The sequence below is a fragment of the Psychroserpens sp. SPM9 genome (assembly GCF_025153525.1).
In the GTDB taxonomy this organism is placed as follows: Bacteria; Bacteroidota; Bacteroidia; order Flavobacteriales; family Flavobacteriaceae; genus Psychroserpens.
Map to the genome: position 1 here is coordinate 98,713 of NZ_JANZNR010000008.1, position 20,593 is coordinate 119,305.

Annotated in this window: 18 protein-coding genes; 12 read left to right on the plus strand and 6 right to left on the minus strand. The window is 34.9% G+C overall.

Annotated features, from left to right (window positions below):
• Positions 1-38: 38 nt before the first annotated feature.
• The 4 genes from N4270_RS15595 (at position 39) to yajC (ending at position 3,109) form a co-directional block, all read left to right on the plus strand.
• Positions 39-1,142, plus strand: a complete 1,104-nt coding sequence (locus tag N4270_RS15595; protein WP_260098281.1) for a Glu/Leu/Phe/Val dehydrogenase — start codon at positions 39-41, stop codon at positions 1,140-1,142.
• Between the two features lie 137 nt (positions 1,143-1,279).
• Positions 1,280-2,191, plus strand: coding sequence for a transcription antitermination factor NusB (nusB, locus tag N4270_RS15600; protein WP_260098282.1), 912 nt, complete (start codon positions 1,280-1,282; stop codon positions 2,189-2,191).
• A 125-nt stretch (positions 2,192-2,316) separates the two neighbouring features.
• Positions 2,317-2,814 (plus strand): DUF1573 domain-containing protein, encoded by a 498-nt coding sequence (locus tag N4270_RS15605; RefSeq protein ID WP_260098283.1) that lies wholly within the window; start codon positions 2,317-2,319, stop codon positions 2,812-2,814.
• Between the two features lie 4 nt (positions 2,815-2,818).
• On the plus strand, positions 2,819-3,109 hold the full coding sequence (gene yajC, locus N4270_RS15610) for a preprotein translocase subunit YajC (protein ID WP_260098284.1): 291 nt from the start codon (positions 2,819-2,821) through the stop codon (positions 3,107-3,109).
• 90 nt (positions 3,110-3,199) lie between these two features.
• On the opposite strand, the gene N4270_RS15615 is transcribed toward yajC, so the two are convergent.
• Both N4270_RS15615 and pepT read right to left on the minus strand, forming a co-directional pair.
• Positions 3,200-3,799, minus strand: coding sequence for a YdeI family protein (locus tag N4270_RS15615; RefSeq protein ID WP_260098285.1), 600 nt, complete (start codon positions 3,797-3,799; stop codon positions 3,200-3,202).
• The gene (gene pepT, locus N4270_RS15620) at positions 3,796-5,049 is read right to left on the minus strand and encodes a peptidase T (protein WP_260098286.1); all 1,254 of its coding nucleotides are present in this window, start codon (positions 5,047-5,049) and stop codon (positions 3,796-3,798) included. The genes N4270_RS15615 and pepT overlap by 4 nt, the downstream gene beginning before the upstream one ends.
• 115 nt (positions 5,050-5,164) lie before the next feature.
• On the opposite strand from pepT, the gene N4270_RS15625 reads away from it, so the two are divergent.
• Positions 5,165-6,202: a quinone-dependent dihydroorotate dehydrogenase gene (locus tag N4270_RS15625; protein WP_260098287.1), complete on the plus strand. Its 1,038-nt coding sequence runs from the start codon at positions 5,165-5,167 to the stop codon at positions 6,200-6,202.
• A 41-nt stretch (positions 6,203-6,243) separates the two neighbouring features.
• Here N4270_RS15625 and N4270_RS15630 read toward each other — a convergent pair whose 3' ends face one another.
• Positions 6,244-7,986: a T9SS type A sorting domain-containing protein gene (locus N4270_RS15630; protein ID WP_260098288.1), complete on the minus strand. Its 1,743-nt coding sequence runs from the start codon at positions 7,984-7,986 to the stop codon at positions 6,244-6,246.
• 86 nt (positions 7,987-8,072) lie between these two features.
• Entirely contained in the window at positions 8,073-9,023 is a 951-nt protein-coding gene (locus N4270_RS15635) for a spondin domain-containing protein (RefSeq protein ID WP_260098289.1), read from the minus strand.
• 91 nt (positions 9,024-9,114) lie between these two features.
• Here N4270_RS15635 and N4270_RS15640 point away from each other — a divergent pair, with 91 nt between their 5' ends.
• Positions 9,115-9,741: a LysE family translocator gene (locus N4270_RS15640; RefSeq protein WP_260098369.1), complete on the plus strand. Its 627-nt coding sequence runs from the start codon at positions 9,115-9,117 to the stop codon at positions 9,739-9,741.
• A 38-nt stretch (positions 9,742-9,779) separates the two neighbouring features.
• The gene (locus N4270_RS15645; protein ID WP_260098290.1) at positions 9,780-10,643 is read left to right on the plus strand and encodes a hydroxymethylglutaryl-CoA lyase; all 864 of its coding nucleotides are present in this window, start codon (positions 9,780-9,782) and stop codon (positions 10,641-10,643) included.
• Between the two features lie 56 nt (positions 10,644-10,699).
• Here N4270_RS15645 and N4270_RS15650 read toward each other — a convergent pair whose 3' ends face one another.
• Together N4270_RS15650 and N4270_RS15655 are read right to left on the minus strand one after the other, a co-directional pair.
• Entirely contained in the window at positions 10,700-11,788 is a 1,089-nt protein-coding gene (locus tag N4270_RS15650; protein WP_260098291.1) for an HmuY family protein, read from the minus strand.
• Between the two features lie 13 nt (positions 11,789-11,801).
• Positions 11,802-13,943 carry a TonB-dependent siderophore receptor gene (locus N4270_RS15655; protein WP_260098292.1) on the minus strand — a complete coding sequence of 714 codons (2,142 nt, stop codon included), beginning with the start codon at positions 13,941-13,943 and terminating at the stop codon, positions 11,802-11,804.
• A 104-nt stretch (positions 13,944-14,047) separates the two neighbouring features.
• Here N4270_RS15655 and N4270_RS15660 point away from each other — a divergent pair, with 104 nt between their 5' ends.
• The 5 genes from N4270_RS15660 to N4270_RS15680 all read left to right on the plus strand — a co-directional run bounded on the left by N4270_RS15660 (position 14,048) and on the right by N4270_RS15680 (position 20,517).
• Complete coding sequence (locus tag N4270_RS15660) at positions 14,048-14,953, plus strand: DUF6607 family protein (protein ID WP_260098293.1); 906 nt, start codon at positions 14,048-14,050, stop codon at positions 14,951-14,953.
• 1 nt (position 14,954) lies between these two features.
• Positions 14,955-16,433, plus strand: coding sequence for an ankyrin repeat domain-containing protein (locus N4270_RS15665; RefSeq protein WP_260098294.1), 1,479 nt, complete (start codon positions 14,955-14,957; stop codon positions 16,431-16,433).
• Positions 16,434-16,443: 10 nt separating this feature from the next.
• Positions 16,444-16,929, plus strand: coding sequence for a DUF2271 domain-containing protein (locus N4270_RS15670; protein WP_260098295.1), 486 nt, complete (start codon positions 16,444-16,446; stop codon positions 16,927-16,929).
• Positions 16,930-16,940: 11 nt separating this feature from the next.
• Positions 16,941-19,133, plus strand: a complete 2,193-nt coding sequence (locus tag N4270_RS15675; protein ID WP_260098296.1) for a PepSY domain-containing protein — start codon at positions 16,941-16,943, stop codon at positions 19,131-19,133.
• A gap of 187 nt (positions 19,134-19,320) precedes the next feature.
• Entirely contained in the window at positions 19,321-20,517 is a 1,197-nt protein-coding gene (locus tag N4270_RS15680; RefSeq protein ID WP_260098297.1) for a DUF4856 domain-containing protein, read from the plus strand.
• Positions 20,518-20,593: the final 76 nt, after the last annotated feature.

A 20,593-nucleotide genomic window follows, 5' to 3' on the forward strand; every position in this document is an offset into this window, starting at 1 on the left:
TTGAACATAATTAAAAATAGATTTTAATCTAAATTCATATGACATCAGATGTTATAAGTTCTAAAGAACTTTCAAAAGCCAATCCAGTATTCGGACAATTATCTTTTGATAATCACGAGCAAATCGTTTTTTGCAACGACAAAGATACTGGTTTAAAAGCAATAATTGGTATTCATAATACAGTTTTAGGACCTGCACTTGGAGGAACTAGAATGTGGAACTATAGTAACGAGTGGGAAGCCTTAAATGACGTATTAAGGTTATCACGAGGAATGACATTTAAATCGGCCATCACCGGACTCAATCTTGGTGGTGGGAAAGCGGTAATTATAGGTGATGCAAAAACGCAAAAGACACCAGAATTAATGCGAAAATTTGGTGAATTTGTTCACTCTTTAAGCGGAAAATATATCACTGCTGAAGATGTAGGAATGGCAACCGAAGATATGGATACGGTTAGAGAGGTTACGCCTTATGTTACAGGTATTTCTGAAAGTAAAGGAGGAGCAGGGAATCCGTCACCAATTACAGCCTATGGCGTATTTATGGGGATGAAGGCAGCGGCCAAATTTAAATACGGAAGCGATATTCTTGAGGATAAATCTGTTTTTGTTCAAGGGATTGGTCATGTTGGTGAATCTCTTGTTGAACACTTAACTAATGAAGGAGCAAAAGTTACAATCGCCGATATTAATCAGGAACGTTTAGAAGAAGTACGTTCTAAATACGATGTAACCATTTACGGAGGAAATGACATCTATAGTGAACCTATGGATATTTACGCACCTTGTGCTTTGGGCGCAACAATTAATGATGATACCATTCATAAATTGAGAGCTAGTATTATTGCTGGTGCTGCTAACAACCAACTAGCTGATGAGTCTAAACACGGTAAATTATTACAAGATAAAGGTATTTTGTATGCGCCTGATTTTTTAATTAATGCTGGAGGAATTATCAATGTTTACGCAGAATTAGAGAACTATGATAAACAAGAAATCATGCGTAAAACTGAGAATATTTACAATACTACTTTAGAAATATTTGATCGTGCCAAAGCTACAAATATCACAACCAACGATGCGGCATTAAGTATTGCTAAGGAGCGAATTGAAACACGAAAAAGAGAGCAAGGAAAATAATTTAAAACCTGCTTTAAATATTTCTTTAAATTTAAAATAATAGTATTTTTGCAAAGCGAAAGTAAATCATCTTTCGCTTTGTTAATTTATAGTTCTTTGTAAGTATGTTAAATAGACGACACATTCGTATTAAAGTTATGCAAACACTTTACGCTTCTAAAGGAAGTGAAGGTGATGATCTCAAAACTAATGAGAAATTTTTACTTCAAAGTTTAGATAGCCTATACGATCTTTTTTTGACCCAATTGACACTTATCGTTGAAGTTCATACGAAGTCTAAAGACCGATTACAAAAAACACAGAAAAAACTACTAGCTACCAAAGACGAGATAAATCCTAATGCCAAGTTTATAAATAACGAAGTTTTAGAACGTCTTAGTTCCAATGTCGTTTTGAAAGAACGCATTGAAGACCAAAAATTAAATCCGTGGTATCTCGACTTTGAATATGTGGATGTGATTCTAAAAACCATCCTCGAAAGTGATATATACAAGTCGTATATGACCACTAAAACTTCGACGTTTAAGGAGGATAAAAATTTTGTCATTGATTTATTTACTGAAATCATAGCGCCTAATGATAAGCTTTATGATTACTTTGAAGATCGACGAATTACTTGGTTAGATGACCTTCCTGTAGTCAATACGACAATTTTGAAGTTATTTAAGAAAGTTAAAGCCACTTCGGAGCCTGGTTTGTTTACGCCAAGTTTATTTAAAGATTTGGAAGACAGAGATTTTGGGGTTGAATTATTAAAAAAAACGATATTAAATCAAGCGTCATTTAGTAAAGAAATCTCAGCAAAAACTAAAAATTGGGATGCCGAGCGTATCACACAAATCGATACTGTTTTAATGCAAATGGCTATTTGCGAATTTCAGAAATTCCCGTCAATCCCAGTGAAAGTAACGATTAACGAGTATCTGGAAATTGCTAAAGAGTACTCTACACCAAAGAGTAGCAACTTTATAAATGGTATTCTCGACAAGATTATTAAAGAATATACTGCTGAAGGACAACTGAACAAAATTGGTCGTGGTTTGATGTAAACCTTTAGGTTTTATAGGGAATAGACTGTTAATGTTTTGTTTGAAAATGCACTAAAAATTTTAATTAGATGAAATAATTAGTACATTTGACTTCTCGAATCAAAAATTATATAAATATTATACCAATGAAAAAAACAATTTTAGCGCTTAGCGCATTATGTTTAGTAGCGTTCACTTCTTGTAAAGAAGATGCAACAGCTAAAATTAATTCTGATAACGTTGCAGCAGCTGCTGAAAGAGATGCTAACGCAGCCGATTATCCAGTAATTTCTTTTGATGAAACTGAACACGATTTTGGAACTATCGTAAACGGTACTCCAGTAGAAACAAAATTTAAATATACTAACACAGGTAAAGCTCCTTTAGTCGTTAGTAATATTAAAAGTACTTGTGGATGTACTGTACCTTCAGATTGGAACAGAGATCCTTTAGCTCCAGGTGAATCGGCAGAATTTACTGTGAAATTCAACGGAAAAGGAACAAATCAAGTACAAAAATCAATCACTTTAACAACAAATACTGAAAAAGGTTCAGAGATTGTTAAAATCAAGGCTTTTGTGCAACCAGATCCTAACGCCAAGAATGCGAAAGCTGGATCTGCAGCTATCAAACCTGTAAAGTAAATTTATGGGAGAACTAGGAAATTTTTTACCTTTTATAGCAATGTTTGCTGTGGTGTATTTTTTTATGATTGCACCGCAAATGAAAAGAGCAAAACAAGAAAAAGCTTTTGCCGCAGGATTGAAAAGAGGTGATAAAGTTGTAACTAAAAGCGGTATGCATGGCAAAATAGTTGACCTTAATGATAAGGATAACAGCTGTGTAATCGAAACACTTGCCGGAAAGATTAAATTTGAACGTTCTGCAATTTCTATGGAAATTAGTAAGAAGTTAAATGCACCTGCAACTGTAAAATAGAATTTAAATATTCTTCAATATAAAAAAACTCCGAAGGTTGTTACTTTCGGAGTTTTTTATTTTATATACCTTTAGTAAACCTTCAAAGGTCTAACAATTTTTATACTTGTCGTTTAAGCCCACACCTTGAATTATCATCGGTGTAATTTTTTCTAGACGTGATAGTTTGGTCGCTTCTCGTTTGGCTTCATTAATATAGGTACAATACTCACGTTGCTTACCAGGTGTTAGTGCTTTAAAACACGAATGAAGTTCGGCATCAGACTTAAAAGCAGCTTTTAATTCCTCAGGAATAATAACAGTTGCCGTTTTTCGAGTGGGTTTAATCTCGCGTCCTAAACGCTGGTTTTCAATAGCTTCTTTTACATAGTCCAGAACAGCTGCCTCATTGATATCGGCTTTGGTATCAAAACGCATTTGGCGTAAGGCTTTGGTCTTGTTCTCTTGCGCATTTATTAATAAGTTGTGCTTGTCTTTTAAAAAGACACCTTGATGAAACCATAAGCAAAAATGGCTTTTAAAGGCTCCAATTCCCAGTACATTTTTACCGTTTAAACAATAAGTTGGCATGCTCCATTTAAGGGTTTCTTCGAGTTCTGTGGTTGTAATAATGTTTCGGAGTAAGGTTAATTCTTCAGCAAAATGCGGATGAATTTCTATATACTCTTCTACGGAATTTACTTTTTTCATTGTACAGAATTTAATGCTTTTTCAGCTGTAAGTTCAGCAATCTTACAAATTACTTCAGTTGCTTTGATCATGCTTTCTACAGGCACATATTCATAGCGTCCATGAAAATTATGTCCGCCAGCAAATATATTCGGACATGGTAAACCCATATAACTAAGTTGTGAGCCGTCAGTACCGCCTCGTATAGGTTTAATTAAAGGTTCGATATCCAGTTGTTTCATCGCTTCTTCAGCAATATCAACAATATGCATCACAGGAACAACCTTTTCTTTCATATTAAAGTATTGATCCTTAATGTCGATAGATATGACTTCTCGTTCGTATTGGGTATTAATTTCATCTGTGAGTTTTTGCATCACTTCTTTTCGTGCCTCAAAATGGTCCATATCATGATCTCTGATGATGTATTGTAATACAGTTTCTTCAACTTTACCTTCAACGCTATACAAATGGAAAAATCCTTGATAACCTTCGGTGTGTTCGGGAGTTTCTAAACGTGGTAATGAGTTGATAAATTCAGTAGCAATATACATCGAGTTAACCATTTTTCCTTTGGCATAACCAGGATGTACAATTTTACCTTTTACAGTTACTTTGGCTCCTGCAGCATTAAAATTTTCGTATTCCAATTCACCAATCTGGCTTCCATCCATCGTATAGGCCCAATCGGCTCCAAATTTTTCGACATCAAACTTATGAGCGCCTCGCCCAATTTCTTCATCAGGTGTAAAACCTACTCTAATATCTCCGTGTTTGATTTCGGGATGCTTAATCAGGTATTCCATCGCAGACACAATTTCTGTAATGCCAGCTTTATCATCGGCTCCAAGTAAGGTGGTTCCGTCGGTAACAATGAGTGTCTGACCTTTATATTGTAATAAATCTTCAAAGTAATCGGGAGATAAAATGATATTGTGTTCTGCATTAAGCGCAATATCTTTACCATCGTAATTTTCAACAACACGTGGTTTTACATTTGCTCCGGTAAAATCTGGAGAAGTGTCAAAATGGGAAATAAAACCAATGGTTGGCACCTTATGGTCAACATTGCTTGGTAAGGTAGCCATGATGTATGCATTGGGATCTATAGTCACATCTTTCATACCAATAGCTATTAATTCTTTGGCAAGTGCATGCGCTAAATCCCATTGTTTTGCTGTGCTTGGTGTGGTGTCACTTTCGGGATCAGATTCGGTATCTACAGTAACATAACTTATAAAACGTTTAATAATATCTTGTTTACTAATCATAAAGTGTACTTCTTTTATGAGTTTAAAATGGTTAAAAATTAGTTGTTAATTATTAAAGCTAAAGTTAGCGATTATATTCAAATGTATATTATTTTTGCACTAGAAAAGATTTCTGATGTATAAGCGTTTACTGAGACCCGTATTATTTTCTTTTGATCCTGAAAAAGTTCATTATTTCACCTTTTCTTTAATTCGGAATGTTTCTAAAATCCCTGGAATGAAAGCCTTATTCCGAAGCTATTACTGTGTGAATGACACATCTTTAGAACGCCAATTATTCGGACTCACGTTTAAAAACCCTGTTGGATTAGCTGCCGGATTTGATAAAAATGCGGTGTTGTATAACGAACTGGCAAATTTTGGCTTTGGTTTTATTGAAATTGGAACAGTAACGCCCAAAGGTCAGGCAGGAAATCCTAAAAAACGCTTATTCCGGTTAAAAGATGATAAAGGGATTATCAATAGAATGGGTTTTAACAATGAGGGTTTAGAGGCTGCAATTAAGCAGTTAAAAAAGAATAAAGGTCAGCTCATTATTGGTGGAAATATAGGAAAGAATACCAGCACATCCCCTGAAGATTATACTAAAGATTATCTGGAATGTTTTAATGGTTTGCATCCTTATGTTGATTATTTTGTACTTAATGTAAGTTGTCCAAATGTTGGAAGTCATGCAAAATTGAATGACAAAGATTATCTATTGGAATTGATTTCCGAAGTACAAAAAGCCAACCGTCAATTTGAAAATCAAAAGCCTATTTTGTTAAAAATAGCTCCAGATTTAAACACAAATCAGCTTGATGAAATTATAGAGTTGATTTCCGAAACCCACTTGGATGGTGTTATCGCCAGTAATACTTCTGTGGATCGAACAGGTTTGCTAGCTTCAGAAGCACGCCTTGCTGAAATTGGTAACGGAGGTTTAAGCGGGCAACCTATTAAAAATAAGTCTACTCAGGTTATTAAATATCTGGCCGAAAATCGCTCAAAGCCTTTTCCTATTATTGGTGTAGGGGGCATTCATTCTGCTGAAGATGCTTTAGAGAAAATTGAAGCTGGTGCAGACCTAGTTCAAATCTATACAGGCTTTATTTATGAAGGTCCGCGATTGATTAAAAACATCAACAAAACGCTCATAAAAAAAGCGAATTAATGTTTCCATCAATTCGCTTCTAATTGGTCTGTTTTTTCAGATTAGTTTTTTATAAATGGAATCGTATTTGAGACGGTTCCTTTTTCTAATTTGATATAGTAAACACCTTCACTAAAGTTTTTAGTTTCAATACTTAAATCGGATTCATTAATGATGGTTTTAGACATTATATGTTGTCCTAAAACATTATAAATGGTGTAGCTATCTGGTAAATCGTTTGAATTTGAAACCTGAATATTAAGCGTATTTTTTGTCGGATTAGGATATACCGAAATATTAGTGTCGGTAAAATAATCTTCAACGCTCAATACGGCATTCGACATATAAGTGACTTCTCCAAAGCTATAATCTCCACCGCTAGCAATTGGGTTGCCTTCTAGAGTTGTCAAAGTATATGATCCTGTTCCAGAAAAACAACAAATTCCGTCGCCATAGCTATCAGCAATTTCAAAAGTATAGCATTCGTTTGTCGACACAGTAAAATTGTAAGTAAACGTTTGGAAATCGTCATCGCTGGTGTATGTCGGACTCGCATATAAAACACTATCGTTACTATCTTTTAATTCCCATGAGGTTTCGTTAGCCCAATCATCTGTGGTTAAGGTTAACACAATTTCATTGGTTGAAATAGCTTCACTTCCAACTTCTATATAGTTTTCAAAAACCTTAGTGATGGTGTTAGATCCATTAGAAGCTGTTAAAGCTACATCATATTGTCCTGACGTTGTATAGGTATGAGAAACGTTTTGAGTGGTATAATCGATAATATCATCACCATCAACATCCCATTGCCATGAGGTAGCACCAAAACTAATATCGGAAAATTCGACATCTAAAGTCGGATCACAATCTCTATCAAAGTTTGACGCAATTCTAAGATTAAAGCTTGGGCAAGCCATGTCAAATCTCGATGCTTGATAGACGCCATAAATTCGGGCATATTGTTGTTCAGAAAACTCTGTACGACATGATTTGCGTGAATACGACATAATATTAAGTTCATTAGGCGCAAAGAAATCACCATTAGCATCCGTTGCACTTCCAACATAAGTACAAGCTGTAGATACGTTATTAAATCCTAATTGCGGATCTGCAGGTGTATCGCAAATAAAATCACCATCGGTATCACAGTTAGACCCATCAACCAATTCAGTCGTTAATGCTCCATTTGTGTTTCCGTGTGTATGTGATAAGGCAAAGAAATGGCCCATTTCGTGAGATAAAGTACTGCCATTGGTCGCACAAGAATTAGCCATTAAGATTACTTCTGGTCCACCAGGAAAATAAGCATAACCGCATAATCCGCCACCTTCAGTTGTACTAACTGTATTTGCAAAATAGATATTGATGACATTATCAACGTTATTAGGGTTGGTAAGTGCATCTTGTTCATCTGTAGTAAAGTCGAAAAATTCGCTACTGTTTATATAATTAATGCCATCACATAAAAAGAATTCTATGTAAGCATTGGCATAATACGTATTCATGACTGAAATAGCATCATTTAACTGAGTTTCTGTTAATCCGCCAGATCCTGAATCATCTCTAAGAATATGTGCTTTAATAGGGACAGAACTCAAAGCTGAAGAGGAACGAAAATTTGCTCTTTGGTAAAACTCCTGCTCAAATTGTTGAATTTGTGGTAAGAGATTTTTAAAGTATTTTTCAGATTCTGGTGTAGCAACAGTTCCGCATTGTGGTTCAATTTGTGCTGATACAAACAGCATAGAACCCCATATAAATAAAAGGGAAAGGTATCGTTTTCTCAGGGCTGAAGACTTCATAAGTATAATTAGGTTAAAATTCGGACGTAAACATATTAAAAAATCGACAAAATACCTAAATGTATCGATGAATTGCAATTTGTAAGTTAATTTATCAAGACTTTTTTGGTCGATTGCGAACCATCTTTAAGTACTAATCGAACCAAGTATACACCTTTGTTTAACTGAGTAAAATCGACTTGTGTTTGATAGTTTGCATCTTTATATTCAACTTTTGATACTTGTTTTCCAAGCACATCATAAACCAAAATAGATTTCAACGTATTGGCTTCAGAAGTCAGCACCTTAAATTTACCATGTGATGGGTTAGGGTATAAGCCTACACTATTTATGTTTTGAGTATCAACACTAAGTGTTTCATTAAGTGTTATTGTAAGTGTACCAATAGGTTTGCTATTAAAAGGTCCTTGATTGATTAGAACATCAATAGGCACAAATGGCATGGTCACTTGATTAGCTGCTTCATAGGTAGCGCCACTATCTGTTCCTGCATCATAAGGAAATAGATCTATTATTATTTCATTTTTCCAGGTGTTACCATCTCTTAAATTTACACCATTAACGGCGATCATCCAATCCGGACTTGGAGCAATCATAGATACCAAACTTAATAACGGATAATCTGAACTCACTACCACATTACTCAAAGTAGCTGAGCTAATGGCTGCAAAAGGAGAAAAGGGTTCTTGTAACCATTGATTTGCATTGGATGTATTATTAATTTCATTCATAACTTCTGCCATTAACGCATCGTTATGTCCTAATTCGGCAACATTTTTTACGCCTGTAGAGGCTAAAGTACCCATTTCAACAAGTGTGTAATTACTATTATGCGTGGCGCCAACAAGATTTGACCAATGGGCATTTCCTGGGATTGCTGCAGTACTATTACCATTTACAGGATCAACGGTTTCATTTTCCCAAGTACTGGAAAATGTGATATCGTAACTCGCAGTGCTTTGCGCAAAAGAAATTGCGGAAAGAAGCATTATTAAGCACGATACCATGTGTTTTAAAGCTAAAGTAATTTTTTTCATAATGCTATGATTAGTTTTAAGTTTATTATGTCGAAAAAAGAATTCAATTCTTACATTAATTTTTAATTATTTTTATCAAAAAATAAAGACACTGAATTACGATCTTCTCATATCATTTGTTTTTGCCACTTCGGCATTAGCAATATCTCCTGGGCCAGACAATATCTATGTACTTATGCAAAGTATTGTTAATGGAAAAAAATTTGGTTTAGCCACTGTTGCAGGACTCATTTCAGGGTGTTTGGTTCATACGACATTAGTCGCTTTTGGTGTTTCAGCAATTATTAAAGAAAATGATACGCTATTCTTTGTAATCAAACTATTGGGTGCCTTATACCTATTGTATTTAGCCTTTAAAGTATATCGGTCTAATTCTGAATTAAGTCTGGAATCGGGGCAAATTCCGAAGAAAAGCACCACACAGTTATTCAAACAAGGTTTTATTATGAATGTTTTAAATCCTAAAGTGTCTATCTTCTTTTTAGCTTTTTTTCCCGGATTTCTATTTAGTGATTCGATGAGTACTGTGCTTCAGTTTTATGTTTTAGGCTTGTTGTTTATGTTGGTTTCAGCAATTATATTTTCGACCATTGCAGTGTTAGCAGGTTCTATTTCAGACTATATAAAAACGCATAAACGTGTAGGTTTATATCTAAAATGGTTACAAATTATTGTGTTTGTGGGCATTGCTATTATCATTTTTACTTCGGAAAAATAAGCGGTAAAGAATCATCTTAATTACTATCTTTGAAGACGATGAAGAAAGCTCTTAAAATCATAGAATGTCCAAGAGATGCGATGCAAGGCATCAAGGATTTTATTCCTACCGAAACCAAGATTCAGTACATTCAGTCTTTGTTGCGTGTCGGTTTTGATACTATTGATTTCGGAAGTTTTGTATCACCAAAGGCCATTCCGCAACTGGTGGATACAGCCGAAGTATTATCACAACTCGATTTGAGTAGCACCACGAGTAAATTGTTAGCGATTATAGCCAATACACGAGGCGCAAATGATGCATGTCAACATCCGGAAATAGATTATTTAGGCTACCCATTTTCAATTTCTGAAAACTTTCAAATGCGAAATACACATAAAACCATCGCACAATCGGTTGTAACGCTTTCTGAAATTTTAGAATTAGCTAATAAGCACGATAAAGAAGTGGTGGTTTATATTTCGATGGGTTTTGGAAATCCGTATGGCGATCCCTGGAATGTTGATATTGTAGGGGAGTGGACCGAACGCTTAAGCAAGATGGGTGTTAAGATTTTATCCTTGAGCGATACGATTGGCAGTTCAAATCCTGAGAGTATAGATTATTTGTTTTCTAATTTGATTCCGAGTTATCCAGACATTGAATTTGGTGCACATTTACATACAACGCCGAGTACTTGGTTTGAAAAAATTGATGCCGCTTACAAAGCGGGATGTATGCGATATGATGGAGCCATACAAGGTTTTGGTGGTTGCCCGATGGCCAAAGATGAACTGACTGGAAACATGCCAACAGAGAAAGTCTTATCCTATTTTACGTCTCATAAGCATAATAATCTCAATGCGATGAGTTTTGAAAGTGCCTATAACGAGGCTTCAAAAATTTTCAATAGATATCATTAAAAAAGCCCTTACTTAAAAAAGTAAGGACCTTCACTTAAAATAATCAACAATAAAAGTTATTCTTGTAATAAGCTGTACACAAATTCTGGGTAGCCACGCTCACCAGCTTCATTAGTTAAGGCTAAAAATTTAAGCTTATATAGGTTGCCGTCTGTATCATTGACGATATAAAACACATTGTCTTTTAAAGACGGTAGTGTTCCTGGACCACCACCATTTCGCCAAGAACTACCAATTCCGCGTTGGTCATTCTCAAATTTTGTTGGGTCTACATCAGCTAGTGTAAACTCCTCATAGGTTAGTAGATCTTCTTCAGAATCTAACATATAAACCAAGGCATTAGATTTAGAATTATTGACTACAAAATCTGAATAACCATAAGAGCCATACCCTTGAATTTCATTTGTAAACACAGTGAAGTTTAAATCCCACTGTGTGGCTTGCGGTTCCACATTTACAATTGATTGCGTATTAAAACTGAAAAATGTAAAATGATACGCACTGTTTTTAGAGATGGTCATTTCTTCGTGCGTTGTATCGTCTAAGTCGGCATATTGTAAGATATAGTCTGTACCATTTTTTAGCACTCTAATTTTTTTCCAGCCACGGCTATCGTCAGATACATCGACACTTCCCGTTGAAGGTGTTTCAGTACCAACTTCAAATCCAAGATTTACTAAATACACCTTATTATTGGCATCGGTATCTGAAATTTGTGCAATAGCTGTACTTGCTATATTTCCACTTGGTGCATCAATAAATTCCATGTTGGCTTCATCAAAAGTTCCTACTGCAACCTGAGGCTGTAAATCAATAACTTCTTGGGTTGAAGAATTTATAGCATCAATATCTGTACTAGAAAGTTCTGCTGTTGCCATATAAATAGACCCATTGATAACAACTCTAAAATCATTTCCAGAGTAAAAGCCTAAATCCCAAGAATCTCTTTGAGCGCTAGTCGTTGTGTTGGTGCTTAAATCAATATAGACTTGATTTTGTTGATTTGGTCCACCAACTTCTGGAGACACTGCTGCGCCTTCAATTACAATTTCTATGGGTCCCTGCGGACTATCATCATCACTGCTACAGCTAGAAAAAGCAAAAAGGGATATACATAGTGCAAGTTTGAATAATTTGTTTGTCATAATAAATAGTGTTTTAAAAGTTTAAATTATATAATAGTTTTAAGTAATATGATCGTCCGTAGCCCAGTAAAAGAGAGCTGTTATTTGAGGCATGAGTTCCTCCAGATGTAGCATTGCTAACATTCACATTCGTCACATCTAATAGATTTCGTGCGCCAAGGGTGAGGTCTATGGTATTATCGAAAAATGATTTTTTAACCGAAGCGTCAAGCCAACTGTAGGTATCTGTTGTCGCTTTAGAGAATAATGAGTTACCATTTTCATCAGTGTCAGTGGCCACATAATTTTGCTGTTCCCCATTATATTTAAGAAGGATGGAAAAGGACGTATTCCATTTTTTATGGAAATAGGAAGCACTGGTATTAATTTGAAAATTGTATAAATAGTCATCTTCTCCATGAACTTCATCTTCATTAATTCTTGAAATTCCTTGAAGCGTCGCGCCTAAATTGAAAGAAAATCTGTTAGTTTTTAAGCTGTTATCGAACGTGATGCCTATTAATTTAAATCGGTCAATATTGATAAATTGATATTGTAGAGGTGTCGTGTTTACAATAGCTAAATCAATTTTATCTGAAAGATTGATATAACTGAATTTTAAATTGTTTACGAGTGCTATATCATCAAACCAGCTTCTCTTTTTGAGGTTGATAAATGCTGAAAATCCATTTTCGGGATTGAGATTTTCATTACCCTGAACATCATGATTGGAGTCTACAAAGTAATAGTACAATTCCTCAAAATTTGGAACTCTGTAAGAGGTGCCTATATTAGCGCGAAGTTCAAAGCCATCAGCCATTAAATAGCGGGTACTCAATGATCCTAAAAGTTTAGAATCAAACTGTGAATTGTATTCATATCTAATACCTGGTCGGATAGAAAAATTGTTTGAGAGTTTTAATTCTGAAGAACCAAATAAAGCGATATTGCTTTGTGTGTTTGTTTTATCTTCTTGAGTGACCTCACCAGAAGCTTGTGTGTCAAAACCTTCAATATATCTTGCTTCATAGCCTAATTGAAAATTGTAGAAATCACTTTTGACTAAATTTCCGATGGTCCCTTTAGAAAATAAAACTTTGCTCGATTGATAGGTGTCTTCGGTTTCGTTACTTCTTTCTTGCGATAAAATAAAGTAGTTAAATTCGTTTAAGTTGCGTTTTTGTTGCTGATAAGACAGTGCAATATTATAATTGGCACCCGAGTTTAAGTGACCATCAATATTTAAATTGTTGAGCCATCTATTGGTTCTAAAAATGCGATCTGTAGCCGATGGATTACTGGTTTGTGTTTCGGTATCAATATTAGCTCTAACGGCTGCATCGTAGTAATTTAAACGTTCGTTAAAGTATTCGAATTTATAAAACAGTCTGAAGTTTTTAGCTTTATAATTGATTAAAGCATTGGTCACTATTTGATGCTTTGGTAGCCATTCATAACCTCGTAAACCATCATTTTGATAATAATCGCGACCTTGTCTGTTATCAAAAAAACCAGCAAAATCATTTCGGTTAAAACCTATTTTTGCAAACCAATTATCAGTAATATTATGAGCGATATTTATGGATTGAATATGTCTTCCTTCATCAAACCATGCGTACTCATCACTAACAGTTTCTTCTTGTATGTAAGTTTGGATTTTCCAATCGTCACTAGTTGATTTTTTAGTAATAATATTTATGACTCCAGAGACAGCATTCGCACCATATTCAACACCCATGGAGCCTTCAACAATTTCGATACGTTCAACATCATCTAGATTTATTTGGGTTAAATCGATGTTATTTCCTAAGCCATTATCACTTACTAATGGTACATTATCTATAAGAATATTAAAGTATTGTGCATCTAATCCGAAGAATGAAATGGTTGATTTTCCGGTTTGAGAATTCGGAATAATCGTAAGGTTAAGATTAAAGTTTAATAGGTCGGCTAAGTTATTTGCGGCTTGTTGATCGATTTGTTTTCGGTTAATCACAATCACATTATGAACTGATTTTTTTATAGACTGCGGATTATATTGTCCTGTAATCACTACCTCTTCTAATTTTTCGAGTAGCACAGAATCTTTAGCTACCTCTTTGATTTCCTGAGAAAAAGAAAATCCGATAATAAAAAGTGAAAAATAAATACTGAAATTATTTTTATTTAGACTCATTCTTGATTAGATTTGCTGCAAATATAAATACTTATTTTAATTCAGTCTAAATAAGAACAAATAAATTTCAATTTTTTTTAATCACAAAAAACAAGCACTTAAAAATGAAACAAATAGCAGGTTTACTCGTATTAATTTTAACAGGTTCATCACTTGGAAATGCTCAAAACAAAAAGGAATTGGATAAAGAAGCCATTAAAAATATGTGTGGTTGTTTTGAAGTGACCTTCAATTTTGCAGAAACATTTTCTTTCAGCCAGGATTCACTTTATAAGCCTTCTAAAACTAAAGTTGACAAAGGTTTAGAGTGGGCACAATTAATAGAAGATACCGATAACAAATTATCAATTCAGCATTTATTACAGGTTGGAAACCCTTCAAATCCTCACATCGTTAAACACTGGCGACAAGATTGGTTGTTTGAAAATACCGACTTCTACATGTTTAACGGTGATAATGCCTGGCTTTTTGAAACTAAAAAGCCTTCAGATGTAAAAGGACAATGGACTCAAAAGGTGTTTCAGGTAGATGATAGTCCGCGTTATGAAGGTTCTGCAACTTGGGTTCATGTGGATGGAAAAAGCTACTGGGAAAATACGACACCAGCACCTTTGCCGAGGCGTGAATATACGAAGCGTAGTGATTATAATGTAACGCTAAGAGGTAACAGACATGAAATTACAACTTATGGTTGGGTACATGATCAGGATAATGATAAAGTGATTCGTGAAGATGGAAAAGACGATGTGATTTTAGCCAAAGAAAAAGGCTATAATACGTATGTAAAAGTTGATGACAGTAGATGTCAGGCTGCAGCAGATTGGTGGAAAGAACATCAAGATAAGTGGGGAAATGTCAGACATAAATGGGATGAGGTTTATAGCAGGAATCAGGATTTGACTTTAGCTTCTAAAGTCGACAATAAATTGTTGTTTAAGTATTTGTTTTCTGATGACATAAGTGAAGAAAAAGATATTGATAGTGTCATTGAATCCTTTGTAAAAAAATAAGATGAAGCAGTTTAAAATATATACCATCCTTATGGTACTTTTAATAAGTGCCTATGGTTTTTCTCAAGATAATATTTTTTTAAGTCGCGATTATTGGAGTACTAATCCTTCCATTGAAAGTATCGATTTAAAAATTAAAGAAGGTCACGATATCGCTGAGGCCAATAGCAACAATTTTGATGCTGTGGTCTATGCTATCCTTCAAAATGCCCCAAATACTACCATTAAATATATTCAGTCTAAAAAAGGAAATGAGGTCAATAAGCTCACACATGATGGGAGAACTTACATCTTTTGGGCGGCTTATAAAGGAAATGTCGAGTTTATGAAATATCTGCTTAGTAAAGGCGCAAAAACAGATTTGACAGATGATAAAGGCTACACAATTTTGAATTTTGCAGCATCGTCTGGGCAACCAAACACTGAAGTCTATGATGTATGTCTGGCCAATGGCGCTGATCTTAAAAAAGACCTGACTCCAGATGGTGCTAATGCTTTACTGTTAGCTGCTCCAAGCGATAAGAACTTTAAGCTGATTGATTATTTTCAATCGAAAGGTTTAGAGCTTAATAGCGTAGATAATGAGGGTAATGATGCATTTAATTATGTGGCTAAGACTGGAAATATAAAGCTTATGAATACGCTACGCGATAATGGCGTCAAAGGAAACCATCAGGCCTTTTTGTTTGCTGCCTATGGAACACGAGGAAAAACAAATGGCGTCGAAGTTTATAAGTATTTAGAAACTGTAGGTTTAGATCCAAATATATCAAATGGTGAAGGTATATCGCCATTACATATTGTTGCGTCTCGAAGTAAAGATCTCGAATTGATTAATTATTTAATAGACAGAGGTTTGGACGTAAGCACCAAAGATTTCAATGGTAATACTGCTGTTATGAACGCTGCTTCAAGAAATACTATTGATGTGGTTAAAATAATGGTTGCTAATTTAAAGCCCATTAATACGACCAATAAAAAAGGACAGTCGGCTTTATCGTTAGCCGTTCAAAACAATACGTCAGATGTTGTCGCATTTTTGCTTGACAAGGGTTACGATACCAAGATTGTTGATGCTGAAGGCAATAATTTAGCCTACTATTTGATTCAATCCTATTCAGATAGAACGAAATCCGAATTTTCTAAAAAGCTTGAGCTATTAAAGGCCAATCATGTTGATGTATCTGCTGTTCAAAAGAGTGGAAACACCTGGTTTCATCTGGCGGTTGAAAAGCAGAGTATGGCGATTCTGAACTTAGCACTACAAATGAATCAGGATATCAATGCTAAAAACAATGAAGGGTATACAGCTCTACATTTGGCTGCGATGAAAGCAAAAGATGATACGGTTCTTAAGTTTCTTTTAGAACACGGAGCAAAGTCAACTATAGTCACAGACTTTGAAGAAACAGCTTACGATTTAGCTAAAGAAAATGAGTTACTTCAACAGCAAAATATTTCAGTAGAATTTTTAAAATAGAAAACATCATATGAAAAATTTACGTTTAATACTGCCTTTATGTATTGTCGTTTTCGGACTCATGTCTTTTAAAACCTTAACCGAATCATCAAAGTATAAATGCATGATTCAAATGAAAAACTATTCAGGTGAAGGTGCTTATATCGTCATTTCTTTAATCAATCCTGAAGGTGAATATGAGAAAACCTTGTATGTGAAAGGTGATGATGATGAATGGTATAATACGGTAGAATCCTGGTGGGATTTCTACGGAAAAAGACGAACAGATATCGATGCGATTACTGGAGCTACAATTAGTGGTGGAGAACGCGCAGTTTCTGTGATAGAAATTGATGATGCTCAACTTGATAAAGGCTATAAACTCAGATTTGAATCGGCCGTTGAAGATCAGGAATATTATAAAAACGATGTTGAATTTGACCTAACATCTCAAAATGTAAAAAGCAAAATTGAAGGGAAAGGCTTTATTAGATACATACGAATGATGCCTCAATAAATCTATTGCGAATGACCATGTCTATCTGGAGATTCAGTCATTTTTTACTGGCTTTAATATCTTCTGTTTTTATTGTTTTAGCTTCGGTTACTGGTATGATTTTGGCTTTTGAGCCCATTTCAAATCAGCTGCACTCTTATGGCTTTAACGATGAGGTTACAATCGCTACAACTATTGAAAATTTACAAGGCCGCTATGATGAAATTATTACTATCGAAACCGATGAAAATGATTTTGTCGTAGCTTCTGTAATAACCAAAGCGGGTGAAAGTGAGACCTTTTATATCAACCCTGAAACGGGAGAAAAGTTAGGTGATCTTATAGAAAAAGCACCACTATTTAGTTTTGCGACTAATTTGCATCGTTCCCTGTTTTTAAAATCAACAGGTCGTTTTATTGTTGGTTTAGTGTCCTTTTTTCTGGTACTAATGGCTATTTCTGGCATCATGCTCATCCTAAAACGACAAGGCGGAATACGTCGTTATTTTTCTAAGGTTGTCAACGAAAATTTCGAGCAATATTATCATGTTATTTTTGGGCGATGGCTTTTAATTCCTATACTTATTGTTGCATTGACAGGTGTGTATTTATCCTTGGAGAAATTTTCAATGCTTCCAGAAACTCATCTATCACATGAATACCCAGAGACGGAAGATGCTGAACCTGATACGATTTCCATTTCAGATTTTGAGGTTTTTAAGACCTTAAAACTTGCCGATGTAAACAGTCTGGAGTTTCCTTTTTCTGAAGCTGTTGACGATTATTTCTTTATCAAACTGAAAGATCGGGAGTTGTTGGTCAATCAATATTCTGGTGTGATTATAAGTGAGCAAGATTATCCATTAGTCACTTTGTTGTCACAATGGAGTTTATTGCTGCATACAGGACAAGGGACGATTTTATGGTCTGTTGTATTGTTTCTGGTTTGTGTGGCTTTACTGTTTTTTATCTATTCGGGTTTTGCAATGACATTAAGCCGTCCTAAAAAGACTAAGGTTTCAAGAAATAAGTTTACCAAAGATACTTCAGAGTATATCATTCTTGTTGGCTCAGAAACAGGAAGCACTTTTAGTTTTGCAAGCTTATTTTATGAGGCCTTGATTGCTCAAGGTAAAACGGTGTTTATGGCTTCAATGAATGCTTATGCCAGTTATAAAGAAGCCAGACATCTTTTTATTTTCACATCTACCTATGGTGAAGGTGATGCACCGTCAAATGCCAGTAAATTTGAAGATTTAGTAAAACGAACCGCTCAAAATCATACGATAGATTACGCTGTCTTAGGTTTTGGTTCGTTACAATATTCAGATTACTGTAAATATGCTGAAGACGTCGATGCCTTATTGACATCACATAAAAACTTTCAGAAGAAACTGGAAGTGTTTAAAATTAATAATCAGTCGTTTGATGCTTTTCAGAACTGGATACAACAATGGGAAAAAGCTTATGGTCTCACACTTCAGATTAAACCACCTAAATTGATTCCAGATTCAAAATACACGAGACAATTCAGAGTTGTTGAACGTACCGAATTAAATGAAGATGCTACTTTTATGTTGCGATTACAACCAATAAAAAAAGTTGTATTTCAGTCTGGAGATCTGTTAGCGTTTCGACCAGATGACTCTCAAGCTGAACGTCTGTATTCTATCGCTAGAATAGGAGATGAGGTGTTGTTGAGTATCAAGAAACATGAACAAGGCTTATGTTCTTCCTATTTAAGTCAACGACATACAGGTGATGTTATTACAGCAACCGTTCAACCCAATCCTGAGTTTCATCTATCGAAATCTTCAAACACCATTTTGATTGCCAATGGCACAGGAATAGCACCATTTTTAGGGATGATTCACGACCCAAAAACTAAAAAGAACCGTCATTTGTTTTTAGGCTTAAGAACCCAACAATCCTTGCAACTCTATTCAAGATATATTGATCAGGCTTTAACAAATCATCATTTAAAAACATCTCAAGTGGCATTTTCACAAGACAATTCAGTAAAAGTTTATGTACAAGATTTGATCAAACAACACGATGAGTTTATTGCTAATCATCTTAAAAACGGCGGCATCGTTATGATATGCGGATCTATAGTTATGCAAAATCAACTATTTGAGGTTCTCGATGCTATTTTGCAAGCCAGATTAAACCTGTCCATTCAATACTTTCAATCCCGAAGTCAAATCAAAACCGATTGCTATTAAGGGGATTTAATACCTGTCTATATTTTAAGTACACTGTCTTAATTACTGATATATAGAGCGCTAGAATTTTTATTTAAATTTAATCTAAATAAAGTTTGAATATTTAATACTGTGTTTTATTTTTGCACTCGAATTACATTAATTATTTGTAACAAGTCTAAATAAAAACAATACAACCTAAAATCAAATGAAAAGATTAGCTCTAAGTTTATGTGTCATAGCAAGTATATTCACATCGTGTTCAAGTGATGACGATAATAATACTGGTCAACAAATTGAAACACCAATCACCTACAGTTTTGAAAGAAATGGAGAATCTACAGTAAATTTTGGTGGTCAAACCACAAGAATTGCCATGGCTGGAGAATTAGCATCTGCCTTATTAGATAACACCAATACGGAAGCTCAATTAGATGGTATGTTTGCTCATGTTGAAGGGGAAGCTGATTTTTCTGATGCTGATTTAAACGCTTCTGATAAAAGTATCCGTTCGAAAGTTGCTGCTTCTAAAGATTTTTTCTCTGCAAATGCGACACTTTCAGCTGCAATCAAAGCTGAATTTGACACATGGATTGAAGATCAGGCGACAACGGTGTTTCCAAACTGGGATGCCACTGCTACTGCTGGTTCTGCAGGACAATTGCAACAAGCTGGAGGTGGTTCGATACGTTATATTAACGGAAAAGGTTTTGAATTAAATCAGGTAGTCGCTAAAGGATTAATTGGTGGTTTAATGACCGATCAAATATTAAATAATTATTTAAGTCCAGCGGTGTTAGATGAAGGTTCTAACATCGAAAATAATGACAATGATATTGTTGAAGACGGTAAAACCTATACAACCATGGAACACAAATGGGATGAAGCTTATGGGTATCTTTATGGTGCTGAAGCTGATGCGACAATGCCAACACTTGGAGCCGATAGTTTCTTGAATAATTATTTAAACCGATTAGAAAACGACGAAGATTTTGCAGGCATTGCACAAACTGTTTTTGATGCATTTAAATTAGGTCGTGCAGCAATTGTTGCCAAAGATTATGATTTAAGAGATGCACAAGCTGAAATCATTAAAGCTCAAATTTCAAAAGTTAGTGCTGTAAGAGCTGTACACTATTTACAAGCTGGAAAACAAAAACTAGCCGAAAATGATATGGCGAGCGCTTTTCATCAGCTATCTGAAGGTTTAGGGTTTATCTATAGCCTTCAATTTACAAGAGAACCAAATTCTACCCAACCGTATTTTACGAATGCAGAAGTGACAGCATATATGAATACGCTTTCTGAAGGTAACGGATTTTGGGATGTTACTGCTGAAACTTTAGATACCATATCTCAAGAAATTGCTGATCGATTCGATTTTACAGTCGAAGCAGCTAATTAATATAAATTATTAGAAATGCCTTAGTGTTCATTAGGTTGAACTCTAAGGCTTGATTATCTTTGCAAACTGAAAATAA